19 protein-coding genes and 1 pseudogene are annotated in these 22841 nt (G+C 67.4%); 18 read left to right on the plus strand and 2 right to left on the minus strand.

Going from position 1 to position 22841, the window contains the following annotated elements; genetic code table 11:
• The first annotated feature begins 400 nt into the window (after positions 1-400).
• The 8 genes from G3N96_RS30390 (at position 401) to G3N96_RS30425 (ending at position 7423) form a co-directional block, all read left to right on the plus strand.
• Positions 401-754 carry a YciI family protein gene (locus tag G3N96_RS30390; protein ID WP_089443035.1) on the plus strand — a complete coding sequence of 118 codons (354 nt, stop codon included), beginning with the start codon at positions 401-403 and terminating at the stop codon, positions 752-754.
• Positions 755-879: 125 nt separating this feature from the next.
• Positions 880-1299 (plus strand): YciI family protein, encoded by a 420-nt coding sequence (locus G3N96_RS30395; protein ID WP_057924075.1) that lies wholly within the window; start codon positions 880-882, stop codon positions 1297-1299.
• Positions 1300-1341: 42 nt separating this feature from the next.
• Positions 1342-1758, plus strand: coding sequence for a glyoxalase/bleomycin resistance/extradiol dioxygenase family protein (locus G3N96_RS30400; RefSeq protein ID WP_206139487.1), 417 nt, complete (start codon positions 1342-1344; stop codon positions 1756-1758).
• A complete protein-coding gene (locus tag G3N96_RS30405) occupies positions 1755-3023 on the plus strand; it encodes an RNA polymerase sigma factor (RefSeq protein WP_124576273.1) in 1269 nt (422 codons plus the stop codon). The genes G3N96_RS30400 and G3N96_RS30405 overlap by 4 nt, the downstream gene beginning before the upstream one ends.
• A gap of 227 nt (positions 3024-3250) precedes the next feature.
• Positions 3251-3673, plus strand: a complete 423-nt coding sequence (locus tag G3N96_RS30410) for a rubrerythrin family protein (RefSeq protein ID WP_089428047.1) — start codon at positions 3251-3253, stop codon at positions 3671-3673.
• A gap of 123 nt (positions 3674-3796) precedes the next feature.
• Complete coding sequence (locus tag G3N96_RS30415; RefSeq protein ID WP_206139488.1) at positions 3797-5134, plus strand: heterodisulfide reductase-related iron-sulfur binding cluster; 1338 nt, start codon at positions 3797-3799, stop codon at positions 5132-5134.
• Positions 5135-5165: 31 nt separating this feature from the next.
• Positions 5166-5747, plus strand: a complete 582-nt coding sequence (locus G3N96_RS30420; RefSeq protein ID WP_206139489.1) for a DUF3501 family protein — start codon at positions 5166-5168, stop codon at positions 5745-5747.
• A 734-nt stretch (positions 5748-6481) separates the two neighbouring features.
• Complete coding sequence (locus tag G3N96_RS30425; protein ID WP_206139490.1) at positions 6482-7423, plus strand: transposase; 942 nt, start codon at positions 6482-6484, stop codon at positions 7421-7423.
• Between the two features lie 123 nt (positions 7424-7546).
• Here G3N96_RS30425 and G3N96_RS30430 read toward each other — a convergent pair whose 3' ends face one another.
• Positions 7547-9073 (minus strand): mannose-1-phosphate guanylyltransferase/mannose-6-phosphate isomerase, encoded by a 1527-nt coding sequence (locus tag G3N96_RS30430; protein ID WP_206139491.1) that lies wholly within the window; start codon positions 9071-9073, stop codon positions 7547-7549.
• 428 nt (positions 9074-9501) lie between these two features.
• Between G3N96_RS30430 and G3N96_RS30435 the strand changes: the two genes are divergently transcribed.
• The 10 genes from G3N96_RS30435 (at position 9502) to G3N96_RS30480 (ending at position 22330) form a co-directional block, all read left to right on the plus strand.
• Positions 9502-10875: an undecaprenyl-phosphate glucose phosphotransferase gene (locus G3N96_RS30435; protein ID WP_206139492.1), complete on the plus strand. Its 1374-nt coding sequence runs from the start codon at positions 9502-9504 to the stop codon at positions 10873-10875.
• An 80-nt stretch (positions 10876-10955) separates the two neighbouring features.
• Complete coding sequence (locus G3N96_RS30440; protein ID WP_206139493.1) at positions 10956-12368, plus strand: UDP-glucose/GDP-mannose dehydrogenase family protein; 1413 nt, start codon at positions 10956-10958, stop codon at positions 12366-12368.
• 30 nt (positions 12369-12398) lie between these two features.
• Positions 12399-12842, plus strand: a complete 444-nt coding sequence (locus G3N96_RS30445) for a low molecular weight protein-tyrosine-phosphatase (protein ID WP_089428042.1) — start codon at positions 12399-12401, stop codon at positions 12840-12842.
• Entirely contained in the window at positions 12836-14014 is a 1179-nt protein-coding gene (locus tag G3N96_RS30450; RefSeq protein WP_124576434.1) for a polysaccharide biosynthesis/export family protein, read from the plus strand. The genes G3N96_RS30445 and G3N96_RS30450 overlap by 7 nt, the downstream gene beginning before the upstream one ends.
• A gap of 50 nt (positions 14015-14064) precedes the next feature.
• Positions 14065-16290, plus strand: coding sequence for a polysaccharide biosynthesis tyrosine autokinase (locus G3N96_RS30455; protein ID WP_206139494.1), 2226 nt, complete (start codon positions 14065-14067; stop codon positions 16288-16290).
• Between the two features lie 64 nt (positions 16291-16354).
• Entirely contained in the window at positions 16355-17314 is a 960-nt protein-coding gene (locus tag G3N96_RS30460; RefSeq protein WP_206139495.1) for a glycosyltransferase family 2 protein, read from the plus strand.
• Positions 17315-17357: 43 nt separating this feature from the next.
• The gene (locus G3N96_RS30465) at positions 17358-18506 is read left to right on the plus strand and encodes a glycosyltransferase family 4 protein (RefSeq protein ID WP_206139496.1); all 1149 of its coding nucleotides are present in this window, start codon (positions 17358-17360) and stop codon (positions 18504-18506) included.
• Positions 18507-18516: 10 nt separating this feature from the next.
• Positions 18517-19983: a glucose-6-phosphate isomerase gene (locus tag G3N96_RS30470; RefSeq protein ID WP_206139497.1), complete on the plus strand. Its 1467-nt coding sequence runs from the start codon at positions 18517-18519 to the stop codon at positions 19981-19983.
• Positions 19980-21164, plus strand: coding sequence for a glycosyltransferase family 4 protein (locus G3N96_RS30475; protein ID WP_206139498.1), 1185 nt, complete (start codon positions 19980-19982; stop codon positions 21162-21164). Before G3N96_RS30470 ends, G3N96_RS30475 begins: the two co-directional genes overlap by 4 nt.
• Complete coding sequence (locus G3N96_RS30480) at positions 21164-22330, plus strand: glycosyltransferase family 4 protein (protein WP_046549987.1); 1167 nt, start codon at positions 21164-21166, stop codon at positions 22328-22330. The genes G3N96_RS30475 and G3N96_RS30480 overlap by 1 nt, the downstream gene beginning before the upstream one ends.
• Positions 22331-22467: 137 nt before the next feature.
• On the opposite strand, the pseudogene G3N96_RS30485 reads toward G3N96_RS30480, so the two are convergent.
• Positions 22468-22841 (minus strand): annotated as a pseudogene (locus G3N96_RS30485) (MFS transporter); the annotation flags it as partial.

Consider the following 22841-nt stretch of genomic DNA (forward strand, 5'->3'; position numbering starts at 1 on the left):
GATGGTGGAACGTAATATCTCTTCAACCACGTAACAAGATGTGGCTGGTATGACTACTGAAAGAAGTTTATTTGTGAAGGCCGCGCCGCACGACGATATATACACCTAGGCGAACACTCTTACCCGACACGACGCTCTTCGGATCTGCGAGGGGGATGAAAGGGGCAACGGCAAGCGGCACAGGCAGGCGTGACATGGGGCGGTCCACAGGAAGACAATCCGACGGTTCGGGAAGGCATCTTGACGGCAAAATGTCAGGAAGCGGCTGAATTGGCCGTCCGGCCAGTTGCCGATCGGCCGACGATGCAAGCCGCACGGCGGCTGCTACGCTTTTGCATCGGCCGGCGCATCCCGATCGCGCAGCGAACGCTGCCGCGCCCCGTTCCCACAGGAGAAATCCATGTCTTACATGCTGTTGATAGTCGAGCCGACCGAGCAGCGCGCCGAACGCACACTCGACGAAGGTCAGGCGCTGTACGCGCGGATGGTCGATTTCGCCGAGACGCTGAAGGCGCGCGGCGTGCTGCGCGGCGTCGAGTCGCTGGAGCGCGCCGAGCGCGGGACACGCGTGCAGGTGCGCGACGGCGAGACGCGCCTGCTCGACGGCCCGTTCGCGGAAGCGAAGGAGATGGTCGGCGGCTTCTTTCTCGTCGACGTCGACACGCGCGAGGAAGCGATCGAGATCGCGCGCCAGTGCCCGGCCGCGCAATGGTGCACGGTCGAGGTGCGGGCGGTCGGCCCGTGCTTCCTGTGAAGGCCGCGACTCGGTATTTACCCTGACATGTCGCGGAGTATGTCGATCCGGCCGTCTTCCGGCCGTCGTCCGGATAAGGCGCCGATGAATGGGCGCTGCCTTCCACCGACGACAAGGAGTGAACGATGCGATTCATGATCATGATCCGGGCGAACGCCGTCAGCGAATCCGACGCGTTGCCGGACAACCGGCTGGTCGAGGCCATGACCGTCTATCACGAGGAACTGGCCAGGGCCGGCGTGCTGCTCGACGCGAACGGGCTGCGGCCGAGCGCGCGTGGCTGGCGCGTGCGCTACACGGGCGGCAAGGGCACCGTGGTCGACGGCCCGTTCGCCGAAACGAAGGAACTGATTGCCGGCTATACGCTGATCCAGGTGCGTTCGCGCGACGAAGCGCTCGAATGGACGCGCCGGTTCCCCGCACCGTTCGGCGCCGAGATGGATTGCGAGATCGAGGTGCGGCCGCTGTTCGAGCTCGACGACCTCACGCCGAGCGATGCGGTCGAGCGGTTCCGCGAACTCCACGTCGGCCGCACCGGCGCCTGATTGATTGCCCACCTGAATCCACCCTCACCGGGAGTACCCGACATGCACAAGATGGTCTTCATCAACCTGCCGGTGGCCGACCTGCCGCGCTCGAAGGCGTTCTACCAGTCGCTCGGCTACGAGGTCGTACCGGCCTATACCAACGACCAGGCCGCCTGCATCAAGATCAGCGACACGATCTTCGCGATGCTGCTCGTGCGGCCGTTCTTCCAGACGTTCACCGGCAAGACCATCATCGATCCGGCGACGCAGGTGCAGGTCCTGTCGTGCCTGTCGTGCGACAGCCGCGCCGAGGTCGACGCGATCGTCGCGAAGGCGCTGGCGGCGGGCGGGTCCGCGCCGCAGGCGCCGCGCGAGTACCCGAACATGTACGGCCACGGGTTCGACGATCCGGACGGCCATGCATGGGAGCTGATGGCCATGCCGCTGGATGCGTCCGCCGAGGGGCAGGCGTCGTGACGCGTGAGGCGACTCACCGTGCGATCGAAGCGGTCTGGCGGATCGAGGCGCCCAAGATCATCGCGCGCGCGGCGCGCGTGGTGCGCGACGTCGGCGTGGCCGAGGAACTGGCGCAGGACACGCTCGTCGCGGCGCTCGAGCACTGGCCCGTCGACGGCGTGCCCGACAATCCGGCCGCATGGCTGATGACGGCCGTGAAGCGTCGCGCGCTCGATCGTGTCCGGCAGGAGTCGCTCCACGCGGCGAAGCGCGACCAGCTCGGCCACGAGATGGACGCGCTCGAAGCGCATGTCGTCCCCGACATCGCGGAGGCGCTTGCCGACGCGAGCGACGACGACATCGGCGACGACCTCCTGCGGCTGATCTTCACGTCGTGCCATCCGGTGCTGTCGACCGATGCGCGCGTGGCACTCACGCTGCGGCTGCTCGGCGGGCTGACGACGGGCGAGATCGCGCGCGCATTCCTGACGCCCGAGCCGACGATCGCGCAGCGGATCGTGCGCGCCAAGCGCACGCTCGCGGCGGCGCACGTGCCGTTCGAGGTGCCGGCGGCCGACGCGCGGCCCGCGCGGCTCGCGTCGGTGCTCGAAGTGATCTATCTCGTGTTCAACGAAGGCCATGCGGCGACCTCCGGCGACGACTGGACGCGCCCGGCGCTGTGCGACGAGGCGTTGCGGCTCGGCCGCGTGCTGGCCGGGCTGGCGCCGGACGAGAGCGAGGTGCTCGGGCTCGTCGCACTGATGGAGCTGCAGGCGTCGCGCATGCATGCGCGTACCGACGCGCAGGGCCGGCCGGTGCTGCTGCTCGACCAGGATCGCAGCCGCTGGGATCCGCTGCTGATCCGGCGCGGCCTCGCGGCGCTCGAACACGCGACGAAGCTCGGCGGCGTACGCGGGCCGTATGCGCTGCAGGCCGCGCTGGCGGCTTGCCATGCGCGTGCGCGGCAGGCGTCGGATACGGACTGGGCGCAGATCGTCGCGCTGTATGACGCGCTCGCCGAAGTCGCACCGTCGCCCGTCGTCGAACTGAATCGTGCGGTGGCCGTCGGGATGGCGTTCGGGCCTGCCGCGGCGCTCGAACTCGTCGACGCGCTGCGCGACGATCCCGCGCTCGCGCGTTATCACTGGCTGCCGAGCGTGCGCGGCGACCTGCTGGCGAAGCTGGGCCGCGCCGACGAGGCGAAGGCCGAATTCCGCCGCGCGGCGGAACTGACGCGCAACGAGCGCGAACGCGAGCTGCTGCTCAGGCGCGCGACGGACGCGTGACGCACGCGGCACGCGCGAATGCCGAGTACCGAGCACCCGAGCGCATCCCCCGGCGCGCCGCCCCGCCAAGCACTATCGCCCGGATTGAAAAAGCCTATTGGGGGATGCGTACGCCAGCGCCTAGATTGAAGAGCACGATGCGTGCGCCCCCGGCAAGCGCATCGCTCCCCACATACCTGATCGACCCGGCTCAGCACGCGGCCGCGCCGACTCGAACGGAGGCGCAAATGGCTCAACTCAAGGGCAGCAAAACCGAAGAGAACCTGAAGGCCGCATTCGCGGGCGAATCGCAGGCGAACCGGCGTTATCTGTATTTCGCTTCGAAGGCTGACGTCGAAGGCCAGAACGACGTCGCCGCGCTGTTCCGCTCGACCGCCGAAGGCGAAACCGGCCATGCGCACGGCCATCTCGAATACCTGGAGGCCGTCGGCGATCCGGCCACGGGCTTGCCGTTCGGTTCGTCGCGGCAGAATCTCGAATCGGCGATCGCCGGCGAAACGCACGAATACACCGACATGTATCCGGGCATGGCGAAGGCGGCGCGCGAGGAAGGCTTCGACGAAATCGCGAACTGGTTCGAGACGCTCGCGAAGGCTGAACGCAGCCACGCGAACCGCTACACGAAGGCGCTGGACAGTCTCGTCGACTGACGGGCCGCCGCGGGCCGCGCGGCAGGCCGTGCGACCGGCAAGCGGCCGGCTGTTCGTTCATCGCTGCCCGCATCGCGCGGGCGGCGCTGGCGCGCATGCGCGCCACGCTGGATGGAGCGCCCCATGCCCCATAAGGAAGGCAGTCTCGAAGCCCCGACCCGGCATCCGCTCGACTGGCAGTCCGATGCGTTCTACGACCAGGCCGCGATCGATGCGGAAATGACGCGCGTGTTCGACATCTGCGCCGGATGCCGGCGCTGCGTGTCGTTGTGCGGCGCGTTTCCGACGCTGTTCGATCTGGTCGACGACACGCCGATGGGCGATATCGAGGAGGTGCCGAAGGCCGCGTTCGGCAAGGTCGTCGACCAGTGCTACCTGTGCGACCTCTGCTACATGACGAAATGCCCGTACGTGCCGCCGCATGCATGGAACGTCGACTTTCCGCACCTGATGCTGCGCGGCAAGGCCGCGCGCTACAAGCGCGGCGAAGCGACGCTGCGCGACAAGGTGCTGTCGAACACCGACGCGCTGGGTCACTTCGCCGGCATTCCGATCGTCACGCAGGCGGTGAACGCGGTGAACCGCACGGCGCCCGCGCGCCATGCGCTCGAGGCGACGCTCGGCGTCGATCGCCACGCGTGGCTGCCGGAATTCGCGCCGCGCAAGTTCCGGCGCGCGGCACGGCCCTCGGACGGCTTGCCGGTGCGCGACGGCGAACGCACGCCCGGCAAGGTCGCGATCTATGCAACCTGCTACGTGAATTTCAACGAGCCCGGCATCGGCCACGACCTGCTCGCGATCCTCGCGCACAACGACATCCCGTACGAACTCGTCACGCGCGAAGCCTGCTGCGGGATGCCGCTGCTCGAGCAGGGCAATCTCGCCGGCGTGGCCGCGAAGAAGGACGTGAACCTGCCCGTGCTCGAACGCTACGCGCGCGAAGGCTATGCGCTGATCGGCGCGATCCCGAGCTGCGTGCTGATGTACAAGAGCGAGCTGCCGCTGATGTTCCCCGGCGACGAAGCGGTGCGCGCGGTGGCCGACGCATTCTGGGATCCGTTCGAATACGTGATCGCGCGGCATCGCGACGGACTGCTGAAGACCGATTTCAAGACCGGCCTCGGCACCGTGTCGTATCACGTGCCATGCCATGCGCGCGTGCAGAACATCGGCCGCAAGACGGCCGACGCGCTGTCGCTCGTGCCCGATACGCGCGTGAACGTCGTCGAACGCTGCTCGGGCCATGCGGGCACGTTCGGCGTGAAGAAGGCATTTCACGCGGACGCGATGCGGATCGGCGGGCCCGTGTTCAAGGCGATGGCCGAGCCGCAGCCGGATGTCGTGTCGTCGGACTGCGCGCTGGCCGGCCATCACATCGTGCAGGGCATCGACGAGAAGGGACTGCCGGCCGCGCCGCTCGCGCATCCGCTTACGCTGCTGCGCCGCGCGTACGGCATCTGAGCCGCCGCCGGCCGACCCACGAGGACCTCCCATGACGTTGACCCGCGACTCCCTGCTGACGCTCGAAGCGTACGCGAAGATCCGCAAGGCCGAACACGCGCGGCTCGTCGCGTACAAGCGCCGCCGCGCGGTGGCGCTCGGCAACCACCTGCGCTTCCTGTTCGAGGACGAGACGACGATCCGCTACCAGATCCAGGAGATGCTGCACATCGAGAAGATCTTCGACCCGGCCGGCATCGAAGGGGAACTGGACGCGTATCTGCCGCTCGTGCCCGACGGCACGAACCTGAAGGCGACGATGCAGATCGAGTACGAGCACGAGATCGAACGGCGCGCGGCGCTCGCGCGGCTGATCGGGGTCGAGGATCGCGTGTACCTGCAGGTCGACGGGCACCCGCGCGTCTACGCAATCGCCGACGAGGATCTCGACCGTGACACCGCCGAGAAGACGTCGGCCGTGCACTTCGTGCGCTTCGAGCTCGACGCGCCGATGCGCGCGGCGCTCAGGGGCGGGGCGGCGCTGTCGATCGGGTGCGACCACCCGGCCTATACGATGCCGCCGCAGCGCGTGGACGCGGACGTGACCGCGTCGCTGGCCGTCGATCTGCGCTGACGCGTCCGCTGCAACGTCCGGCACGGCCTGCCACCGGTTTCCCTTTTTCCGTTCCGACCCGAAACGGAATTCCCGCGCCCCGATGCGGCGCGGTCGTCCACCCGCCGCCCCGAAGATGTAACAGCCGTCACGAGTTTGCGCGCGGCGAAAAATGTGCATCACACGTCACCGTGCTTTCATCACTCGCAGAGAAACAATAAAAAGATTGTGCACGGAGATAATTAAAATCGACCGAATTTGAATGATTTACCGATTCGTGAATATCTTGTTACGCTTTTTTCCCTGATTTACCGATACTGGGAAGCAATGCGCGGGATTGTTGCCGGCCGGGGGCGGGGCAGCCCGAAAATGCCCATCAAAAGGTATTCTTCATACGCTGCGGAGCCCCGCCAGACGGGCCTTTGCAGCGACGGTCATAAAGATCGTGCAAAAAAATTCAAGCGTAAATACATTACGCACCCATGGCAGGTTGTTTCAGTGCGTAACATTAAGTCATTGTCATATTGAGATAAACCCTAGGGATGGTATGCTTCGTGCACAAAAATTCCCACATTGGAGTGAGACCGTGATTTGTGCGTCATTGCCGGGAATCTCGGCACCGTGAAAGTGCGGTGCCGCACCGGCATGCACAACAGCGGATAACCATAATGTGCAACCTGGCCGCCCCGCGACGCGATGTGTCGCGACGGCGCCGCCAATCGCAGCCCCGGCCTGGCTGCGTGGAGAGATCTACTATGTTCTTCGATGAGCTTACCGATGAAGAGTGGTTTCGTCTTTCAACGCTGATCGCCGATGAACCCATCCGGCTGAACCGCCGTGGGCGTCCACGAGCCGAACCACGCGTCGTTGCCAACGCGGTGCTCTGGATCCTGACGACCGGTGAAGCCTGGTCGAAGCTGCCCGGTCGTTATCCGTCCGGGCCGACGTGCCGTCGCCGCTACGAGGAGTGGCTTGCGTCCGGCACGCTGCTGCAGATGATCGACGTGCTGACCCAGTTCAGCGGGCGCACGTTCGCGTATATCCCGCCGCCGCCGGTGCCGGTCGTGCCCGCGCGCCGTGCCGAGCCCGTGCCCGACAACGATCGCTTGCGCGGCGTGTTCTGGCAGAACCCCGAGTCGTGGCAATTGCCGGTCGCTCAGGCAAACGTTTGGGAGGGCGAGGGCGCGTCGATGAGCGCGCGGCCGGTCGACGAAGTCGTCGATCCGTCGGCCGTGTCGTTCGCGGTGCCCGGTGCATCGCCGACGACGCTGCGCCATGCGCATGCGTCGTCGGCGAGCTTCGCCGCGGCCGAACCGCAAGTCGACCGATATCGCGGCTATACGATCTGCGGCATTGCGCAGCCGGTGCAGAACCTGATGTATCGCGCGTGGGCCGAGATCACGCAGGACGACCGGCGCGTCGAACGCTCGGGCCTGATCGGCCCGCGCTTCACCGATGCCGAGGAAGCCGAGCAGTTCGCGCTCGACTGGGCGCGCCAGTGGATCGATCGCCATGGCGCGAGCGACGAACCGGCGCGCGAGCCGCAAGGCGAGGTGCTGGCCGGCTTGTCCGCGCTCGCGCGTGCCGAGTCGGACATCCAGCGCTTCATCGCCGAGCGCCATGCGGGCGCGCTGTCCGAAAGCCGCAACGATCCGGTGCAGCCGGAGCGCCGCGAGTACGTGTACCGCGTCGGCTGATCGCCGAGCGGGTGAAACGCGCGGGCCGTCGTGTGCCACGACGCCCGCGCGGAAGTCCCGTCTTTCCATGCCTGCCTTGCCCGAGGCGCCGCTGTCGAAGCGGCGCCTCCCTGCGCACGTGCGTTACTGGCGGCCGTAGGTATCGTCGAAGCGGACGATGTCGTCCTCGCCGAGATACGCGCCCGATTGCACTTCGATCAGCTCGAGCGGCATCTTGCCCGGGTTCTCCAGACGGTGCGACACGCCGAGCGGGATGTACGTCGATTCGTTTTCGGACAGCAGGAACGTTTCGTCGCCGCGCGTGATGCGCGCGGTGCCGCAGACGACGATCCAGTGTTCGGCGCGATGGTGGTGCATCTGCAGCGACAGTTGCGCGCCCGGCTTCACGACGATGCGTTTCACCTGGAAGCGCTCGCCCATGTCGACCGAGTCGTAGTGGCCCCACGGGCGATGCACCTTGCGGTGGTCGGTCGCTTCCGCGCCGCGTTGCGCCTTGATGCGCCCGACGATTTTCTTCACGTCCTGCACGCGCGACTTGTCCGCGACGAGCACGGCGTCCGGCGTTTCGACGACGACGAGGTTCTGCGTGCCGACGCAGGCGACGAGCCGGCTTTCCGAATGTGCGAACGTCGATTCCGCGCCTTCGAACAGCACGTGGCCGCGGCCGACGTTCTCGGCCTCGTCCTTCGGCGAGATCTGCCAGATCGCGTCCCACGAGCCGACGTCCGACCAGCCCGCGTCGAGCGGCACGACGACGCTTTCGCACAGTTGCGGCAGGCTCGCGAGCGGCTCCATCACCGCGTAGTCGATCGAGTTCGACGGCGACGCGGCGAACGCTTCGCGATCGATGCGGAAGAAATCGCCATCGGCCTTGCCCTGGGCGACGGCCTGTTCGCAGGCCGCATGGATCGCCGGTTCGAGCTGGCGGATCGCCTTCAGCCAGACCGACGCGCGAACGATGAAGATGCCGCTGTTCCACCAGTATTCGCCCGACGCGACGTACTGCCGAGCGAGTTCGAGATGCGGTTTCTCGACGAAACGGTCGAGGCGGCGCACGTCGAGTGGGCCCGTGGCGGCGTCGCCGAGCGGCGCGCCGACGCGGATGTAGCCGTAGCCGGTTTCCGCGTGCTGCGGCACGATGCCCATCGTCGCGATCTTGCCTTGCATCGCGCAGTGCACGCCGGCCGCGACGGCCGCATGGAAGCGCGGCAGGTCGGCGACCGCATGGTCGGCCGGCATCACGGTCATCACCGCATCGTTGCCGCCGGCGACCAGCCGAAACGCGGCGAGCGTCAGCGCGGGCGCGGTGTCGCGACCGATCGGCTCGAGCATGATCGACGCGGATTTGCCGGTCAGGCGTAGCTGTTCGGCGGTGGTGAAGCGGTGATCCTCGCCGCACACGATCAGCACGTCGTCGTTCAGCGGATGGTCGGCCGCCAGGCCGTCGAGGCGCAGCGCGGTCGACTGCAGCAGCGAGTGTTCGCCAAGCAGGCCGATCAGCTGTTTCGGAAAACGTTCGCGCGACATCGGCCACAGGCGCGTGCCGGACCCGCCGGCGAGAATCACCGGCTGCACGGCGACGCGCGTGCCGGCGGCGGGCGCGGTGGAAGAAGAATGGCGCGTTTCGGCAGCCACGGCCGGAGCATTCATGAGGACACTCTCCACGGTTGAAGTCAGTGCCTGTCGTTGTAGCATGAAGTAAATCGACAATAAAACCGGATCCATTGCCGGATATTCGCCACGCATTCATCGGGAAGAATTTTCCGCGCCGGCATCCGATGCAAATAAAAAAATAAAAAATAAATCGGTGAATCGGCTGGTCTTGACCGCCCGCAAAGGGTGAGCGGAAATCGTAAAGCTTCTGAAAAATTCCCGATTTCCGGGAATTTCGGGAAAACCTGCCGAATTAATTCAAAAACATCCCGGCAAGAATTTCCGATTATTTTTCGAAATACTTGTACGCTTGAGGCGACAATTTCTTACCGCTTCAATAGCGTCATGCAACGTTTGAATCGAATGTGCGGCACGGGTCGCACAAGGAGCTGTTCGGCAAACGCCTGTTCAAAGAGGAAGCAGACATGTTGAGCGTGCTGGCGAGAGTCATCGATATCGCGATGGTCGTGACGGGGGCGCTGATCGCCGCCGCGCTGCACGGTGGCGGCATCTGGCTCAACGACCTGCAGCGCACGATGATGCTGTTCGATTGCCTGCTCGTCGTCGTGTGCTTTCCCGCGTTCGGCATCTACCAGTCGTGGCGCGGCAAGCGTCTCGTCGGGCTGGTGGGGCGGGTCGCGTTCGCGTGGCTGGTGGTCGAGCTCGCGGGCATCCTGTTGAGCTTCAGCTTTCACCAGTCGGGCGACCTGTCGCGGCTGTGGCTGGGGTACTGGGCGCTCGTGACGATGGCGCTGCTCGCCGGCTCGAAGGCCTGCGTGCACGTCGTGCTGCGGCAACTGCGCCGCGGCGGCTACAACCTGAAGGCGGTCGCGATCGTCGGCGGGACGCCGGCGGCGCGGCGGCTGATCGCCCAGATGCGGGCGCGGCCGGAAGCCGGTTTCAACCCGGTGTGCGTGTACGACGAAAACGAAGCGCCGGGCGACGTCGCGCTCGACGACGTGCGCATCGAGCGGCAGTTCGAATCGCTGGTGTGGCTGGTGCGCAGCCGCGCGATCAGCGAGCTGTGGCTCACGCTGCCGATCACGGAGGAGCGCCGGATTCACCAGATCGTGACGGTGTTCCGCCACGACTTCGTGAATATCCGCTTCATCCCGGACGTGCGCACGCTGTCGTTCTTCAACCAGGAAGTGGTCGAGGTGCTCGGCGTGCCGGCGATCAACCTCGCGGCGTCGCCGATCACCGACGTGCGGATCCTGCCGAAGTTCGTGTTCGACCGCGCGTTCGCGCTGGTGGCGCTCACGGGCCTCGCGCCGGTGATGCTGCTGATCGCGTGCCTGATCAAGCTGACGTCGCGCGGGCCGGTGTTCTTCCGCCAGAAGCGCAAGGGCATCGACGGGCACGAGTTCGAGATCTACAAGTTCCGCTCGATGAAGGTGCACCAGGAAGTGGCGGGGCAGGTCACGCAGGCGAAGAAGAACGATTCGCGCGTGACGCCGGTCGGCCGGTTCCTGCGCCGCACGAGCCTCGACGAGCTGCCGCAGTTCATCAACGTGCTGAAGGGCGAGATGTCGGTCGTCGGCCCGCGCCCGCATGCGCTCGCGCACGACGACATCTACAAGGATCTGGTCAAGGGCTACATGTTCCGCTACCGGATCAAGCCGGGCATCACCGGGTGGGCGCAGATCAACGGCTTTCGCGGCGAGACCGACCAGATCGAGAAGATGATGGGACGCGTGAAGCTCGATCTGTACTACATGCAGAACTGGTCGTTCTGGCTCGACATCAAGATCGTCGTGCTGACGCTCTGGAAAGGCTTCACCGGCAGCAACGCGTACTGAGCACCGGGTACCGAGATCGCGCCGCGCAGGCATTCCGGTTTTACGAATTTCGAATCATTGGTCAAGAGGTCCGACACATCATGAATCTGACTATCATCGGCAGCGGTTACGTAGGGCTGGTCACCGGCGCATGTCTGGCCGACATCGGGCACGACGTGTTCTGTCTCGACGTCGACCAGGCAAAGATCGACATCCTGAACAACGGCGGCGTGCCGATCCACGAACCGGGCCTCAAGGAAGTGATCGCACGCAACCGCTCGGCGGGCCGCCTGCGCTTCTCGACCGATATCGAGGCCGCGGTCGCGCACGGCGACGTGCAGTTCATCGCGGTCGGCACGCCGCCCGACGAAGACGGCTCGGCCGACCTGCAATACGTGCTCGCGGCCGCGCGCAACATCGGCCGCTACATGACGGGCTTCAAGGTGATCGTCGACAAGTCGACGGTGCCGGTCGGCACGGCCGAGCGCGTGCGCGCGGCGGTGGCGGAAGAACTCGCGAAGCGCGGCGGCGACCAGATGTTCTCGGTCGTGTCGAATCCGGAATTCCTGAAGGAAGGCGCGGCGGTGGACGATTTCACGCGGCCGGACCGCATCGTGATCGGCTGCGACGACGACGTGCCGGGCGAGCGCGCCCGCGAGCTGATGAAGAAGCTCTACGCGCCGTTCAACCGCAACCACGAGCGCACGCTGTACATGGACGTGCGCTCGGCCGAGTTCACGAAATACGCGGCGAACGCGATGCTCGCGACCCGCATCTCGTTCATGAACGAGCTGGCGAACCTCGCCGACCGCTTCGGCGCGGACATCGAGGCCGTGCGCCGCGGGATCGGCTCCGATCCGCGCATCGGCTACCACTTCCTGTACGCCGGCTGCGGCTACGGCGGCTCGTGCTTCCCGAAGGACGTCGAGGCGCTGATCCGCACCGCCGACGAGCACGGGCAGGCACTGCAGATCCTGAAGGCGGTGTCGTCGGTCAACGCCACGCAAAAGCGCGTGCTCGCCGAGAAGATCGTCGCGCGCTTCGGCGAGGACCTGAGCGGCCGCACGTTCGCCATCTGGGGCCTCGCGTTCAAGCCGAACACCGACGACATGCGCGAAGCGCCGAGCCGCGAGCTGATCGCCGAGCTGCTGTCGCGCGGGGCGCGCATCGCCGCGTACGACCCGGTCGCGCAGGAGGAAGCGCGCCGCGTGATCGCGCTCGATCTCGCCGATCACCCGAGCTGGCTCGAACGCCTCTCCTTCGTCGACGACGAGGCGCAGGCCGCGCGCGATGCCGACGCGCTCGTGATCGTCACCGAATGGAAGATCTTCAAGAGCCCCGATTTCGTCGCGCTCGGCCGCTTGTGGAAAGCGCCGGTGATCTTCGACGGCCGCAACCTGTACGAGCCGGAGACGATGAGCGAGCAGGGCATCGAATACCACCCGATCGGCCGGCCGGGCTCGCGCCAGGCCGTCGCCGCCCGTGTGCCGGGCACCGCGCCCGCGAGCGCGTAACCCGTTTCCCGCCACTCGTTACGAGACGCCATGTTCCGGAACATCCTGATCGTCTGCCACGCGAACGTCTGCCGCAGCCCGGCAGCGGAACTGCTGTTCAAGTCGCACGCCGCGTCGCGCGGCGGCCCGCGCCCGACGTTCCACTCGGCGGGCGTGCATGCGAACGACGGCGACGGCATCGATCCGGTGATGCGTCAGCTGCTCGCCGAGCGGGGCGTCGATGCGACGACCCATCGCTCGCGGCGGCTGTCGCGCCGGATCGTGCGCGACGCCGACCTGATTCTCGTCAGCGAGCGCGGACAGATCAAGGCCGTCGAATCGGTCGATCCGTTCGCGCGCGGCAAGGTCCACCTGCTCGGCAAGTGGGAAGGGGCCGAGATTGCCGACCCGCACGGCGGCCCCGAGGCCGATTACCGCGAGAGCTACTCACTGATCGAACGTCTGGTTCAAGGATGGCTACAGAAACTATGCTGAAACGCCCGATGCGCCCGGTGGCGCTTGCCGTCGCGCTGACGACTTTCCTGTCAGCCTGTGCAACCGCGCCCGGCAACTACCTCGACTCGTCGAACCTGAAGGACGAAGGCCGCCAGCAAGCGGCTGAAACCTATCCGGTTCATTACATCGACGCCAAAGTGGTGATGGACCAGCTGCAGAAAGCGCAGGTGGACCATCCGCTGCCGCCCGGACGTTATACCGATCCGTCGGAGTACGTGTACCGCGTCGGCCCGCAGGACATTCTCGGCGTCACCGTGTGGGACCACCCCGAGCTGACGACGCCGCAGGGCCAGTCGTTCTCGAGCGGCGGCAACACGACGCAGTCGGTCGCGGGTGCGTTGCAGCAGCCGTATACGACCGCGCTGCCGGGCCAGGCCGATCCGTACGGCCAGACGGTGGCCTCGGACGGCACGATCTTCTTCCCGTTCGTCGGCCGCATCAAGGTGGCCGGCAAGACGGTCGCGCAGATCCGCGAGCAGATGGCCACGACGCTGTCGCGCTACGTGAAGAATCCGCAGCTCGACGTGCGCGTGCTGTCGTTCCGCAGCCAGAAGGTGCAGGTGACGGGCGAGGTGAAGCAGCCGGGCCCGCTCGCGGTGAGCGACGTGCCGCTGACGCTCGTCGACGCGATCTCGCGCTCCGGCGGCTCGACCAACGAGGCCGACTTGCAGCGCGTGCGCCTGACGCGCGACGGCAAGCTCTACACGCTCGACGCGAACGGCGTGCTCGATCGCGGCGAGGTGAAGCAGAACGTGATGCTGCAGCCGGGCGACATCGTCAACGTGCCGGATCGCAGCGACAGCCGCGTGTTCATCATGGGCGAGGTCAAGACGCCGGTCACGGTGCCGATGCTCAAGGGCCGCCTGACCATCGCCGACGCGCTGACCGCGGGCGGCGGCATCCTCGACACCGACGCGAACCCGCGCAAGATCTACGTGATGCGCGGGATGCGCGACAACCCGACGAAGCCTGAGGTGTTTCGCCTCGACATGACGCAGCCGGATGCGCTGATGCTGTCGAGCCGCTTCCCGCTTCAACCGCTCGACGTCGTCTACGTCAGCACGGCCAGCTCGGTGCAGTTCAACCGTGTGCTGCAGCAGGTGCTGCCGACGATCCAGACGATCTTCTACATGCGGCAAATCACGCGCTGATAGCCCGCCGGGGCGGCGCCTCCGCCCCGGCACCACTCAAGCGGGAACGAATGGTGAACACGCAAGCGAAACACTCCTACGCGGATCTGTCCGCGAAAACCGAGGAAGAGGACGTCGTCCTCGGCCAGTTGCTCCAGGTGATCATGGACGACATCTGGCTGCTGCTCGGCATCGCGGTCACGGTCGTCGCGCTCGCCGGCCTCTACTGCTACATCGCGAAGCCGGTCTACCAGGCCGACGTGCACGTGCGGGTCGAGGGCAACGACAACACGTCGCAGGCGCTCACGCAGACGCAGACGGGCGCGATGATCAACAGCGGCCCGCAGCAGGCGCCGACCGACGCGGAGATCGAGATCATCAAGAGCCGCGGCGTGGTCGCGCCGGTGGTGGAGCAGTTCAAGCTGAATTTCTCGGTCGCGCCGAAGACGCTGCCGGTGATCGGCAGCCTCGCCGCGCGCATCGCGACGCCGGGCGAACCGGCGCGGCCGTGGCTCGGCCTGAAGTCGTACGCATGGGGCGGTGAAGTGGCCGACGTCGATTCGATCAACGTCGTGCCCGCGCTCGAAGGCAAGAAGCTGACGCTGACGGCCGGCCCGAACGGCACCTATTCGATCGTCGACGAGAACGGCATGCGGCTGCTGTCGGGCCATGTCGGCGAATCGGCGCAGGGCGGCGGCGTGACGCTGCTCGTGTCGAAGCTCGTCGCGCGCCCCGGCACGCAGTTCACCGTGGTCCGCTACAACGATCTTGTCGCGATCAGCGGCTTCCAGACGGGCATCCAGGTGACCGAGCAGGGCAAGCAGACGGGCGTCGTGCAGATCTCGCTCGAAGGCAAGGACCCGGACCAGACCGCCGCGATCGCGAACGCGCTCGCGCAGTCGTACCTGAACCAGCACGTGGTCGCGAAGCAGGCCGAAGCGACCAAGATGCTCGACTTCCTGAAGGGCGAGGAGCCGCGCCTGAAGGCCGACCTCGAACGCGCGGAAGCCGCGCTGACGCAGTACCAGCGCACATCGGGTTCGATCAACGCGAGCGACGAGGCGAAGGTCTACCTCGAGGGCAGCGTGCAGTACGAGCAGCAGATCGCCGCGCAGCGCCTGCAGCTCGCGTCGCTCGCGCAGCGCTTCACCGATTCGCACCCGATGGTGATCGCCGCGAAGCAGCAGCTCGCGGAGCTGCAGGGCGAAAAGGACAAGTTCAGCAACCGCTTCCGCAGCCTGCCGGCCACCGAAGTGAAGGCCGTCCAGCTGCAGCGCGACGCGAAGGTGGCCGAGGACATCTACGTGCTGCTGCTGAACCGCGTGCAGGAGCTGTCGGTGCAGAAGGCCGGCACGGGCGGCAATATCCACCTCATCGATTCGGCGCTGCGTCCGGGCGATCCGGTCAAGCCGAAGAAGGTGCTGATCCTGTCGGCCGCCGTGTTCCTCGGGCTGATCCTCGGCACGGGCGTCGTGTTCCTGCGCCGCAACCTGTTCCAGGGCATCGAGGATCCCGACCGCATCGAGCGCGCGTTCAACCTGCCGCTGTACGGGCTGGTGCCGCAAAGCGCCGAGCAGGTGAAGCTCGACGCGCAGGCCGAGAAGAGCGGCAGCCGTACCCGGCCGATCCTCGCGAGCCTGCGCCCGAAGGATCTCAGCGTCGAGAGCCTGCGCAGCCTGCGCACCGCGATGCAGTTCGCGATGATGGATGCGAAGAACCGCGTGATCGTGCTGACGGGCCCGACGCCGGGCATCGGCAAGAGCTTCCTGACGGTCAACCTCGCGGTGCTGCTCGCGCATTCGGGCAAGCGCGTGCTGCTGATCGACGCCGACATGCGTCGCGGCCTGCTCGACCGTTACTTCGGCCTCACGTCGCAGCCGGGCCTGTCCGAGCTGCTGAGCGACCAGTCGGCGCTCGAGGACGCCGTGCGCGAAACGCCGGTGCAGGGCCTGTCGTTCATCTCGGCCGGCACGCGCCCGCCGAACCCGTCGGAGCTGCTGATGTCGACGCGCCTGCCGCAATACCTCGAAGGGCTCGGCAAGCGCTACGACGTCGTGCTGATCGACTCGCCGCCGGTGCTGGCGGTGACCGACGCGACCATCATCGGCCGCATGGCCGGCTCGACGTTCCTCGTGCTGCGCTCGGGCATGCATACCGAAGGCGAGATCGCCGACGCGATCAAGCGCCTGCGCACCGCGGGCGTCGACCTGGAAGGCGGGATCTTCAACGGCGTGCCGCCGAAGGCGCGCGGCTACGGCCGCGGCTATGCGGCCGTGCACGAATATCTGAGCGCCTGATCCGCATCGCACGTAACCGGGCGGGCAGCGCGTGTTGCCTGCCCGGCCGACAGGAGAATCAACGATGAAAATTTCCGTGCTCGTTCCGACCTATCGGCGGCCCGCCGACCTCGCGCGCTGCCTGCTGGCGCTGCAGCGGCAACATCGGCTGCCCGACGAGGTGATCGTCGTCGCGCGCCCGGAGGATGACGCCACGCACGAACGGCTCGCCGATCCGGCGGTCGGCGGCGCGCTGCCGCTGCGCATCGTGCCGGTCGAGGTGCCGGGTCAGGTCGCCGCGCTGAACAAGGGGCTCGACTCGGCGAACGGCGACATCGTCGCGATCACCGACGACGACGCGGCGCCGCACCCCGACTGGCTCGCGCGCGTCGAGTCGGTGTTCGAGGCCGATCCGCGCGTGGGCGCGGTCGGCGGGCGCGACTGGGTGCACGAGAAGGGCCGCGTGCTCGACGAATCGCGCCAGCTCGTCGGCCAGCTCACGCTGTCCGGCAAGATCGTCGGCAACCATCATCTCGGTGTCGGCGGCCTGCGCGAAGTCGACATGCTGAAAGGCGCGAACATGAGCTACCGCCGCGCGGCGATCGAGCGGCTGCGCTTCGACACGCGGCTGCGCGGCGCCGGCGCGCAGGTGCACAACGACATGGGTTTCAGCATGCACGTGCAGCGCGACGGCTGGAAGCTCGTCTACGACCCGGCGATCGCGGTCGATCATTTCCCGGCCGAGCGCTTCGACGACGACCGGCGCGATGCCGCGTCGCTGAATGCGATCAGCAACGGCGCGTACAACCTGCACCTGATCCTGCGCGAGCATCTGCCGCCGGTCCGGCGCGAGATCGCGTGGTGGTGGTGGACGCTGGTCGGCACGCGCGTCTACCCGGGCCTCGCGCACGTGCTGCTGTCGCTGCATACGGCGCAGCGCGAGCGGATCCGCGAGCACTGGCGCGCGGTGCGCCGCGGCGCGCGCGACGCCCGCCGCGCGAACCTTGCCCCCCATCGTGCGGCGATGCCGCCGGTGACGTCTTGAACGGCCTGCGCGCCTCGCGCGCGGCCCCCCACGGAGGGCTCGCATGACTGCAACGAAAGCTGCGACGAACGTCCACGTTCACCTGTTTTACGGCGCCGATCCGCGTACCTACCGGAAAGGCGAGAACATCGGCTGCCTGTACGGCTATCACCATGCCGAATCCGACGAATTCCGGCTGACCTATTCGCAGGACGGCGGCGAGAGCCGTGTCGCCAGCCTCGCGCGCCGCGTGCTGAAGGCGGCGCTCGGCTTCGACGTCGTACATGCGTGGCGCAACCGCGCCGCGCTGCTGAACACCGACGTGATCTGGACGCACACGGAACAGGAGCATCTGGCCGCTGCGCTGATCCTGAAACTGGCCGGCGCGCAGGGCAAGCGCCCGCTGCTGCTCGCGCAGAGCGTGTGGCTGTTCGACAAGTGGAACAGCTTCGGCGGCCCGCGCCGCTGGCTGTACCGCAAGCTGATCGCGCGCGCCGACGCGCTGACCACGCTGGCGCGCGACAACGCCGAGCTGTGCCGCCGCTATCTCGGCCGCGACGCCGAGTTCGTCTACTACGGGCTGAACACGCAGGATTTCCCGATCACCGAGCCGCGGCAATGGCAACCGAACCGGCCGCTGCGGATCGCGGCGATCGGCAACGATCGCGACCGCGACTGGCGCACGTTCCTCGCCGCGTTCGGCGGCGACGAGCGCTACGACGTGCGGCTCGCGACGCGCCGCCGCGTGCCGCGCGAGTGGCATGCGCCGAACGTGAGGATCGGCTCGGCATCAGGGCTCGCGAAGCAGCACGAGCTGTACGCGTGGGCCGACGTAATCGTCGTGCCGCTGCGGCCGAACTTCCATGCGTCGGGCATCACGGTGATGCTCGAGGCCGCCGCCGTCGGCAAGCCGATGATCGTGTCGGATGTCGGCGGGCTCAGCGACTACTTCCCGCACGATACGGCCGCCTATGTGCCGGCGTTCGACGCGCAGGCGATGCGCCAGGCCGCCGATCGCTTCGTGGCCGACCCGGTCGCGGCGCTCGCCTGCGCGCAGGCCGCCGCCGCGTGCCTGCGCGACCGTGACCTGACCACGCAGGCGTTCGCCGAGCAGCACGTGCGGATCACGCGCGACATGCTGCGCCGGCGCCGCACGCCGGCCGCCGCGGGCCTCGCGATGCCGCTCGCGGATTCGCGCCCGTCGTCGCGGTGAGAGCGGATCGATGAGTACGATTGCCGCCGAACGCGCACCGTCGCGCAAACGCAACTGGCTTCCCGAGCCGAAGCACTGGGTCGGGCAGGCAGGGCTGTGGACGTTCACGGCCGCGCTGATCGCCATTCACCAGGGCAAGGTGCTGACGCTCGCGTTTCCGGTGCTGGCCATCGCGGTCGGCCTCTGGCTGTATTTCAAGAGTCCGGCGCGCTACGTCGGCTTCATGTGGTGGGTGTGGTTCCTGAGCCCGGAAGTGCGGCGTCTCGCCGACTGGTCGAAGGGCGCGTTCACGCCGACGAGCCTGATCCAGGTCGCGCCGCTCGCGGTGACGATGATCGCCGGCCTCGGGCTGATCCGGCATTACCGCGTGCTCGCGCAGCGGCGCGGGATTCCGATCCTGCTGATGCTGTTCGGGCTCGCGTACGCATACCTCGTCGGGATCGTGTCGAGCGGCGTGATGGCCGCGACCTACGACCTCGCGAACTGGGTGTACCCGGTGCTGATCGGCTTTCACATCATGGTCAACGCGCGCGACTACCCCGAGTATCGCGACGTGCTGCTGTCCACGTTCATGTGGGGCATGCTCGTGATGGGCCTGTACGGCATCGTGCAGTACTTCGTGATGCCGCAGTGGGACGTGCTGTGGATGATCGGTTCCGACATGGGCTCGCAGGGCGAACCGGTGCCGTACGGCGTGCGCGTGTTCAGCACGATGAACTCGTCGGGGCCGTTCGCGTTCGCGATCATGGGCGCGCTGGTGTTCGTGTTCGCCGCGCCGCAGAAGATCCGCTGGTTCGCGGGGGCGGCCGGCTTCGTGTCGTTCGCGCTGTGTCTCGTGCGCTCGACGTGGGGCGGCTGGGTGATCGCGCTCGCGATCCAGCTCGCGCAGTCGAACAACCGCGTGCGGATGCGGATCCTGATCAGCGGCGTCGTGCTGGTCGGCCTCTGCGTGCCGCTGCTGACCGTCGGGCCGGTGGCCGACCGGCTTGGCGCGCGCCTGCAGTCGATCACGAACCTGAAGGACGACCGCAGCTACGACGACCGCAACAAGTTCTACGCCACCTTCGCGCAGACGGCGTTCACCGACGTCGCCGGCGAAGGGATGGGCGCGACGGGGGCATCCACGAAGCTGTCGAGCGACAGCGGCGAGCTCGGCAAGTACGGCAGCTTCGACAGCGGCGTGATGAACGTGCCGTTCGTGCTCGGCTGGCCCGGCACGCTGCTGTACCTCTCGGGTGTCGTGATGCTGTTCGGCCGCACGCTGCGCGCGGCGTTCAAGCTGCGCAAGGACAAGTTCGTCGGCGCGTGCCTGAGCCTGTGCCTGTCGACCTTCGCGATGCTCGTGTTCACGAACTCGCTGATCGGCACGGGCGGCCTGCTGATGTTCACGGCCATTTTTTCGATACTTTCCGCGGCGCACTGGCAAAAGGCACAACGCCTGCTGGCCGCCGCGCGTTTACGGGGAGGCGACCATTGAGAATCGCGATCGTCACGCACGTCGTGCGACATAACGACGGGCAGGGCCGCGTCAATTACGAAATCGCGCGCGCGGCGCTGGCCGAGAACTACGAGGTCACGCTGGTCGCGTCGCATGTCGCGCCCGAACTGCTGGCCGACCCGCGCGTGCGCTGGGTGCCCGTGAAGGTCGGCGGCTTCTGGCCGTCGAATCTCGTGAAGCAGCAGGTGTTCGCACTGAAGAGCGCGGCCTGGCTGCGATCGCACCGCGGCGAGTACGACGTGCTGCACGTGAACGGCTTCATCTCGTGGATCAAGGCCGACGTGAATACCGCGCACTTCGTGCACGGCGGCTGGTTCAAGAGTCCGTACTATCCGTTCGGGCCGACGAAGGGGCTGTGGTCGGCTTACCAGTACGTCTATACGCGTGTGAACACCACGCTCGAGCGCTGGGCGTACCGGCGTTCACGCGCGATCACGGCCGTGTCGCAGAAGGTGGCCGACGAGATCGCCGGGCTCGGCATCGACAGCCGCAAGATCAGCGTGATCTACAACGGTGTCGACGCCGGAGCGTTCGCGGGGGCGCAGGCCGACCGCGCGGCATTCAAGCTGCCGGACGATGCGTTCCTGCTGCTGTTCGTCGGCGACCTGCGCACGCCGCGCAAGAACCTCGGCACCGTGCTGAAGGCGCTGACGAAGCTGCCGGCGAACGTGCACCTGGCGGTGGCCGGCTATCTGCCCGGCAGCCCGTATCCGGAGGAGGCGCGCGCGCTCGGCATCGATTCGCGCGTGCATTTCCTCGGCCTGGTTAAAAACATGCCGACGCTGATGCGCTCGGTCGACGCGTACGTGTTCCCGTCGCGCTACGAAGCGATGAGCCTGTCGCTGCTCGAGGCGATGGCGGCCGGGCTGCCGGTCGTCACCGCGCGCACGGCGGGCGGCGCGGAAATCATCACGCGCGAATGCGGGATCGTGCTGGAGGATCCGGACGATCCGGCGGCGCTCGCGCAGGCGATCGGCTCGCTCGCGGCATCGCGCGACACCTGCCGCGCGATGGGCGAAGCCGCCCGCGAACTGATGACCCGTTTCGGCTGGGCGCACATGGGCGCCCAGTATGTCGCGCTTTACCGGCGCATCGGCCAACCCACGCAGCCGTCCGCCTTCGAGCGGGCCGAGCATGCAGTCACGCAGGAGCAAACGTGATGTCCCAATCTTCCCGGCCGATCAAATCGTTGCAAATCGGCATGCACTGGTTCCCCGAACGCGCGGGCGGCCTCGACCGGATGTACTACTCGCTCGTCGGCGCGCTGCCGGGCGCGGGCGTGGAGGTGCGCGGGCTCGTCGCCGGCTCGCCGAAGGTCGCCGACGACACGGACGGCGCGATCCAGGGCTTCGGCCCCGCATCGGAGTCGCTCGCACGCCGGATGCTCGCCGCGCGGCGCGCGTTGCGCGAGGAGATCCGCAGCGAGCGGCCGGACGTGATCTCGTCGCACTTCGCGCTGTACACGTTCCCGGGCCTCGACGTCACGCGCGGGATTCCGCAGGTGTCGCATTTCCAGGGGCCGTGGGCCGACGAAAGCCAGGTCGAGGGCGCCGCGTCGCTCGGCCAGCGCGCGAAGCGCTATCTCGAACAGGCCGTTTATACGCGTTCGTCGCGGCTGATCGTGCTGTCGCAGGCGTTCGGCCAGATCCTGACGAACCGCTACGGGATCGATCCGTCGCGCGTGCGCGTGATTCCCGGCTGCGTCGATACCGCGCAGTTCGACACGCCGCTCACGCCGGCCGAGGCGCGGCACAAGCTGCAACTGCCGCAGGACCGGCCGATCGTGCTGGCCGTGCGCCGGCTCGTGCGGCGCATGGGGCTGGAGGACCTGATCGACGCGATCGGTCTCCTCAAGCACCGTCACCCGGACGTGCTGCTGCTGATCGCCGGCAAGGGCAAGATCGGTGAGGAATTGCAGCAGCGCATCGATGCCGCCGGGCTGCAGGACAACGTGAAGCTGCTCGGCTTCGTGCCCGACAACCATCTCGCGGCGCTGTACCGCGCGGCGACGGTCAGCGTCGTGCCGACGGTCGCGCTCGAAGGCTTCGGGCTGATCACCGTCGAATCGCTCGCGTCCGGCACGCCCGTGCTGGTCACGCCGGTGGGCGGGCTGCCGGAAGCGGTGGCCGGGCTGTCCGACGATCTCGTGCTGCCGTCCACGGGCGCGGACGCGATCGCGGAAGGGCTCGGCGCCGCGTTGTCGGGCGCGATCACGCTGCCCGACGAAGCCGCGTGCAAGCGTTATGCACGTGACCATTTCGACAACGCGGTGATCGCGCGGCGCGTGGCCGGCGTGTACGAAGAGGCGATCCAGGCGGCAGGTTGAGCGCCCGCGGCGCGCGACCAGCGTGCCGAACCGAAAGCCGCACCGGCGCGCGTGCGTGCAGGACCGGTTCGCGTGCCGGCCGCCCGTAGCGGGCGGGCCGGCCTTCTTCTCTCTCAGCTACACGGCGCCGCCACGCGTCACGCGCGCCTGAGCGAGGCGGCCCACACGCCAAGCGCCGCCACGCTCACGACCGCGCCGAGCACGCAGACGCCCGTCCATCCGGCGCGCGCATACATCATCGTCGACGCAATCGCGCCGAGCCCGCTGCCGGCCGAATAGAACAGCATGTAGCAGCCGACGAGGCGCGCATGCGCGTCGGGCCGCGTGCCGAGAATCATGCTCTGGTTGACGACGTGGACGGCCTGCCCGCCGACATCGAGCAGCACGATGCCGACGATCAGCGGCGACAGGCCGAGCCCCGCGATCGCGGGAAGCTGGGACAGGCTCGTGACGGCGGCGGCGAACAGCGCGACGAACAGCACGCCGTTCAACTGGCCGCGCATCGACGGCG

The organism is Burkholderia sp. Se-20373 (genome assembly GCF_017104705.1).
Taxonomy (GTDB): domain Bacteria; phylum Pseudomonadota; class Gammaproteobacteria; order Burkholderiales; family Burkholderiaceae; genus Burkholderia.

What these genes read in the sequence shown, in the direction of transcription:
- G3N96_RS30390 (WP_089443035.1), top strand. Translation starts at nt 401, where the DNA reads ATGTCTTACATGCTGTTGATAGTCGAGCCGACCGAGCAGCGCGCCGAA.
- G3N96_RS30395 (WP_057924075.1), top strand. Translation starts at nt 880, where the DNA reads ATGCGATTCATGATCATGATCCGGGCGAACGCCGTCAGCGAATCCGAC.
- G3N96_RS30400 (WP_206139487.1), top strand. Translation starts at nt 1,342, where the DNA reads ATGCACAAGATGGTCTTCATCAACCTGCCGGTGGCCGACCTGCCGCGC.
- G3N96_RS30410 (WP_089428047.1), top strand. Translation starts at nt 3,251, where the DNA reads ATGGCTCAACTCAAGGGCAGCAAAACCGAAGAGAACCTGAAGGCCGCA.
- G3N96_RS30415 (WP_206139488.1), top strand. Translation starts at nt 3,797, where the DNA reads ATGCCCCATAAGGAAGGCAGTCTCGAAGCCCCGACCCGGCATCCGCTC.
- G3N96_RS30420 (WP_206139489.1), top strand. Translation starts at nt 5,166, where the DNA reads ATGACGTTGACCCGCGACTCCCTGCTGACGCTCGAAGCGTACGCGAAG.
- G3N96_RS30425 (WP_206139490.1), top strand. Translation starts at nt 6,482, where the DNA reads ATGTTCTTCGATGAGCTTACCGATGAAGAGTGGTTTCGTCTTTCAACG.
- G3N96_RS30430 (WP_206139491.1), bottom strand. Translation starts at nt 9,073, where the DNA reads ATGAATGCTCCGGCCGTGGCTGCCGAAACGCGCCATTCTTCTTCCACC.
- G3N96_RS30435 (WP_206139492.1), top strand. Translation starts at nt 9,502, where the DNA reads ATGTTGAGCGTGCTGGCGAGAGTCATCGATATCGCGATGGTCGTGACG.
- G3N96_RS30440 (WP_206139493.1), top strand. Translation starts at nt 10,956, where the DNA reads ATGAATCTGACTATCATCGGCAGCGGTTACGTAGGGCTGGTCACCGGC.
- G3N96_RS30445 (WP_089428042.1), top strand. Translation starts at nt 12,399, where the DNA reads ATGTTCCGGAACATCCTGATCGTCTGCCACGCGAACGTCTGCCGCAGC.
- G3N96_RS30450 (WP_124576434.1), top strand. Translation starts at nt 12,836, where the DNA reads ATGCTGAAACGCCCGATGCGCCCGGTGGCGCTTGCCGTCGCGCTGACG.
- G3N96_RS30455 (WP_206139494.1), top strand. Translation starts at nt 14,065, where the DNA reads ATGGTGAACACGCAAGCGAAACACTCCTACGCGGATCTGTCCGCGAAA.
- G3N96_RS30460 (WP_206139495.1), top strand. Translation starts at nt 16,355, where the DNA reads ATGAAAATTTCCGTGCTCGTTCCGACCTATCGGCGGCCCGCCGACCTC.
- G3N96_RS30465 (WP_206139496.1), top strand. Translation starts at nt 17,358, where the DNA reads ATGACTGCAACGAAAGCTGCGACGAACGTCCACGTTCACCTGTTTTAC.
- G3N96_RS30470 (WP_206139497.1), top strand. Translation starts at nt 18,517, where the DNA reads ATGAGTACGATTGCCGCCGAACGCGCACCGTCGCGCAAACGCAACTGG.
- G3N96_RS30480 (WP_046549987.1), top strand. Translation starts at nt 21,164, where the DNA reads ATGTCCCAATCTTCCCGGCCGATCAAATCGTTGCAAATCGGCATGCAC.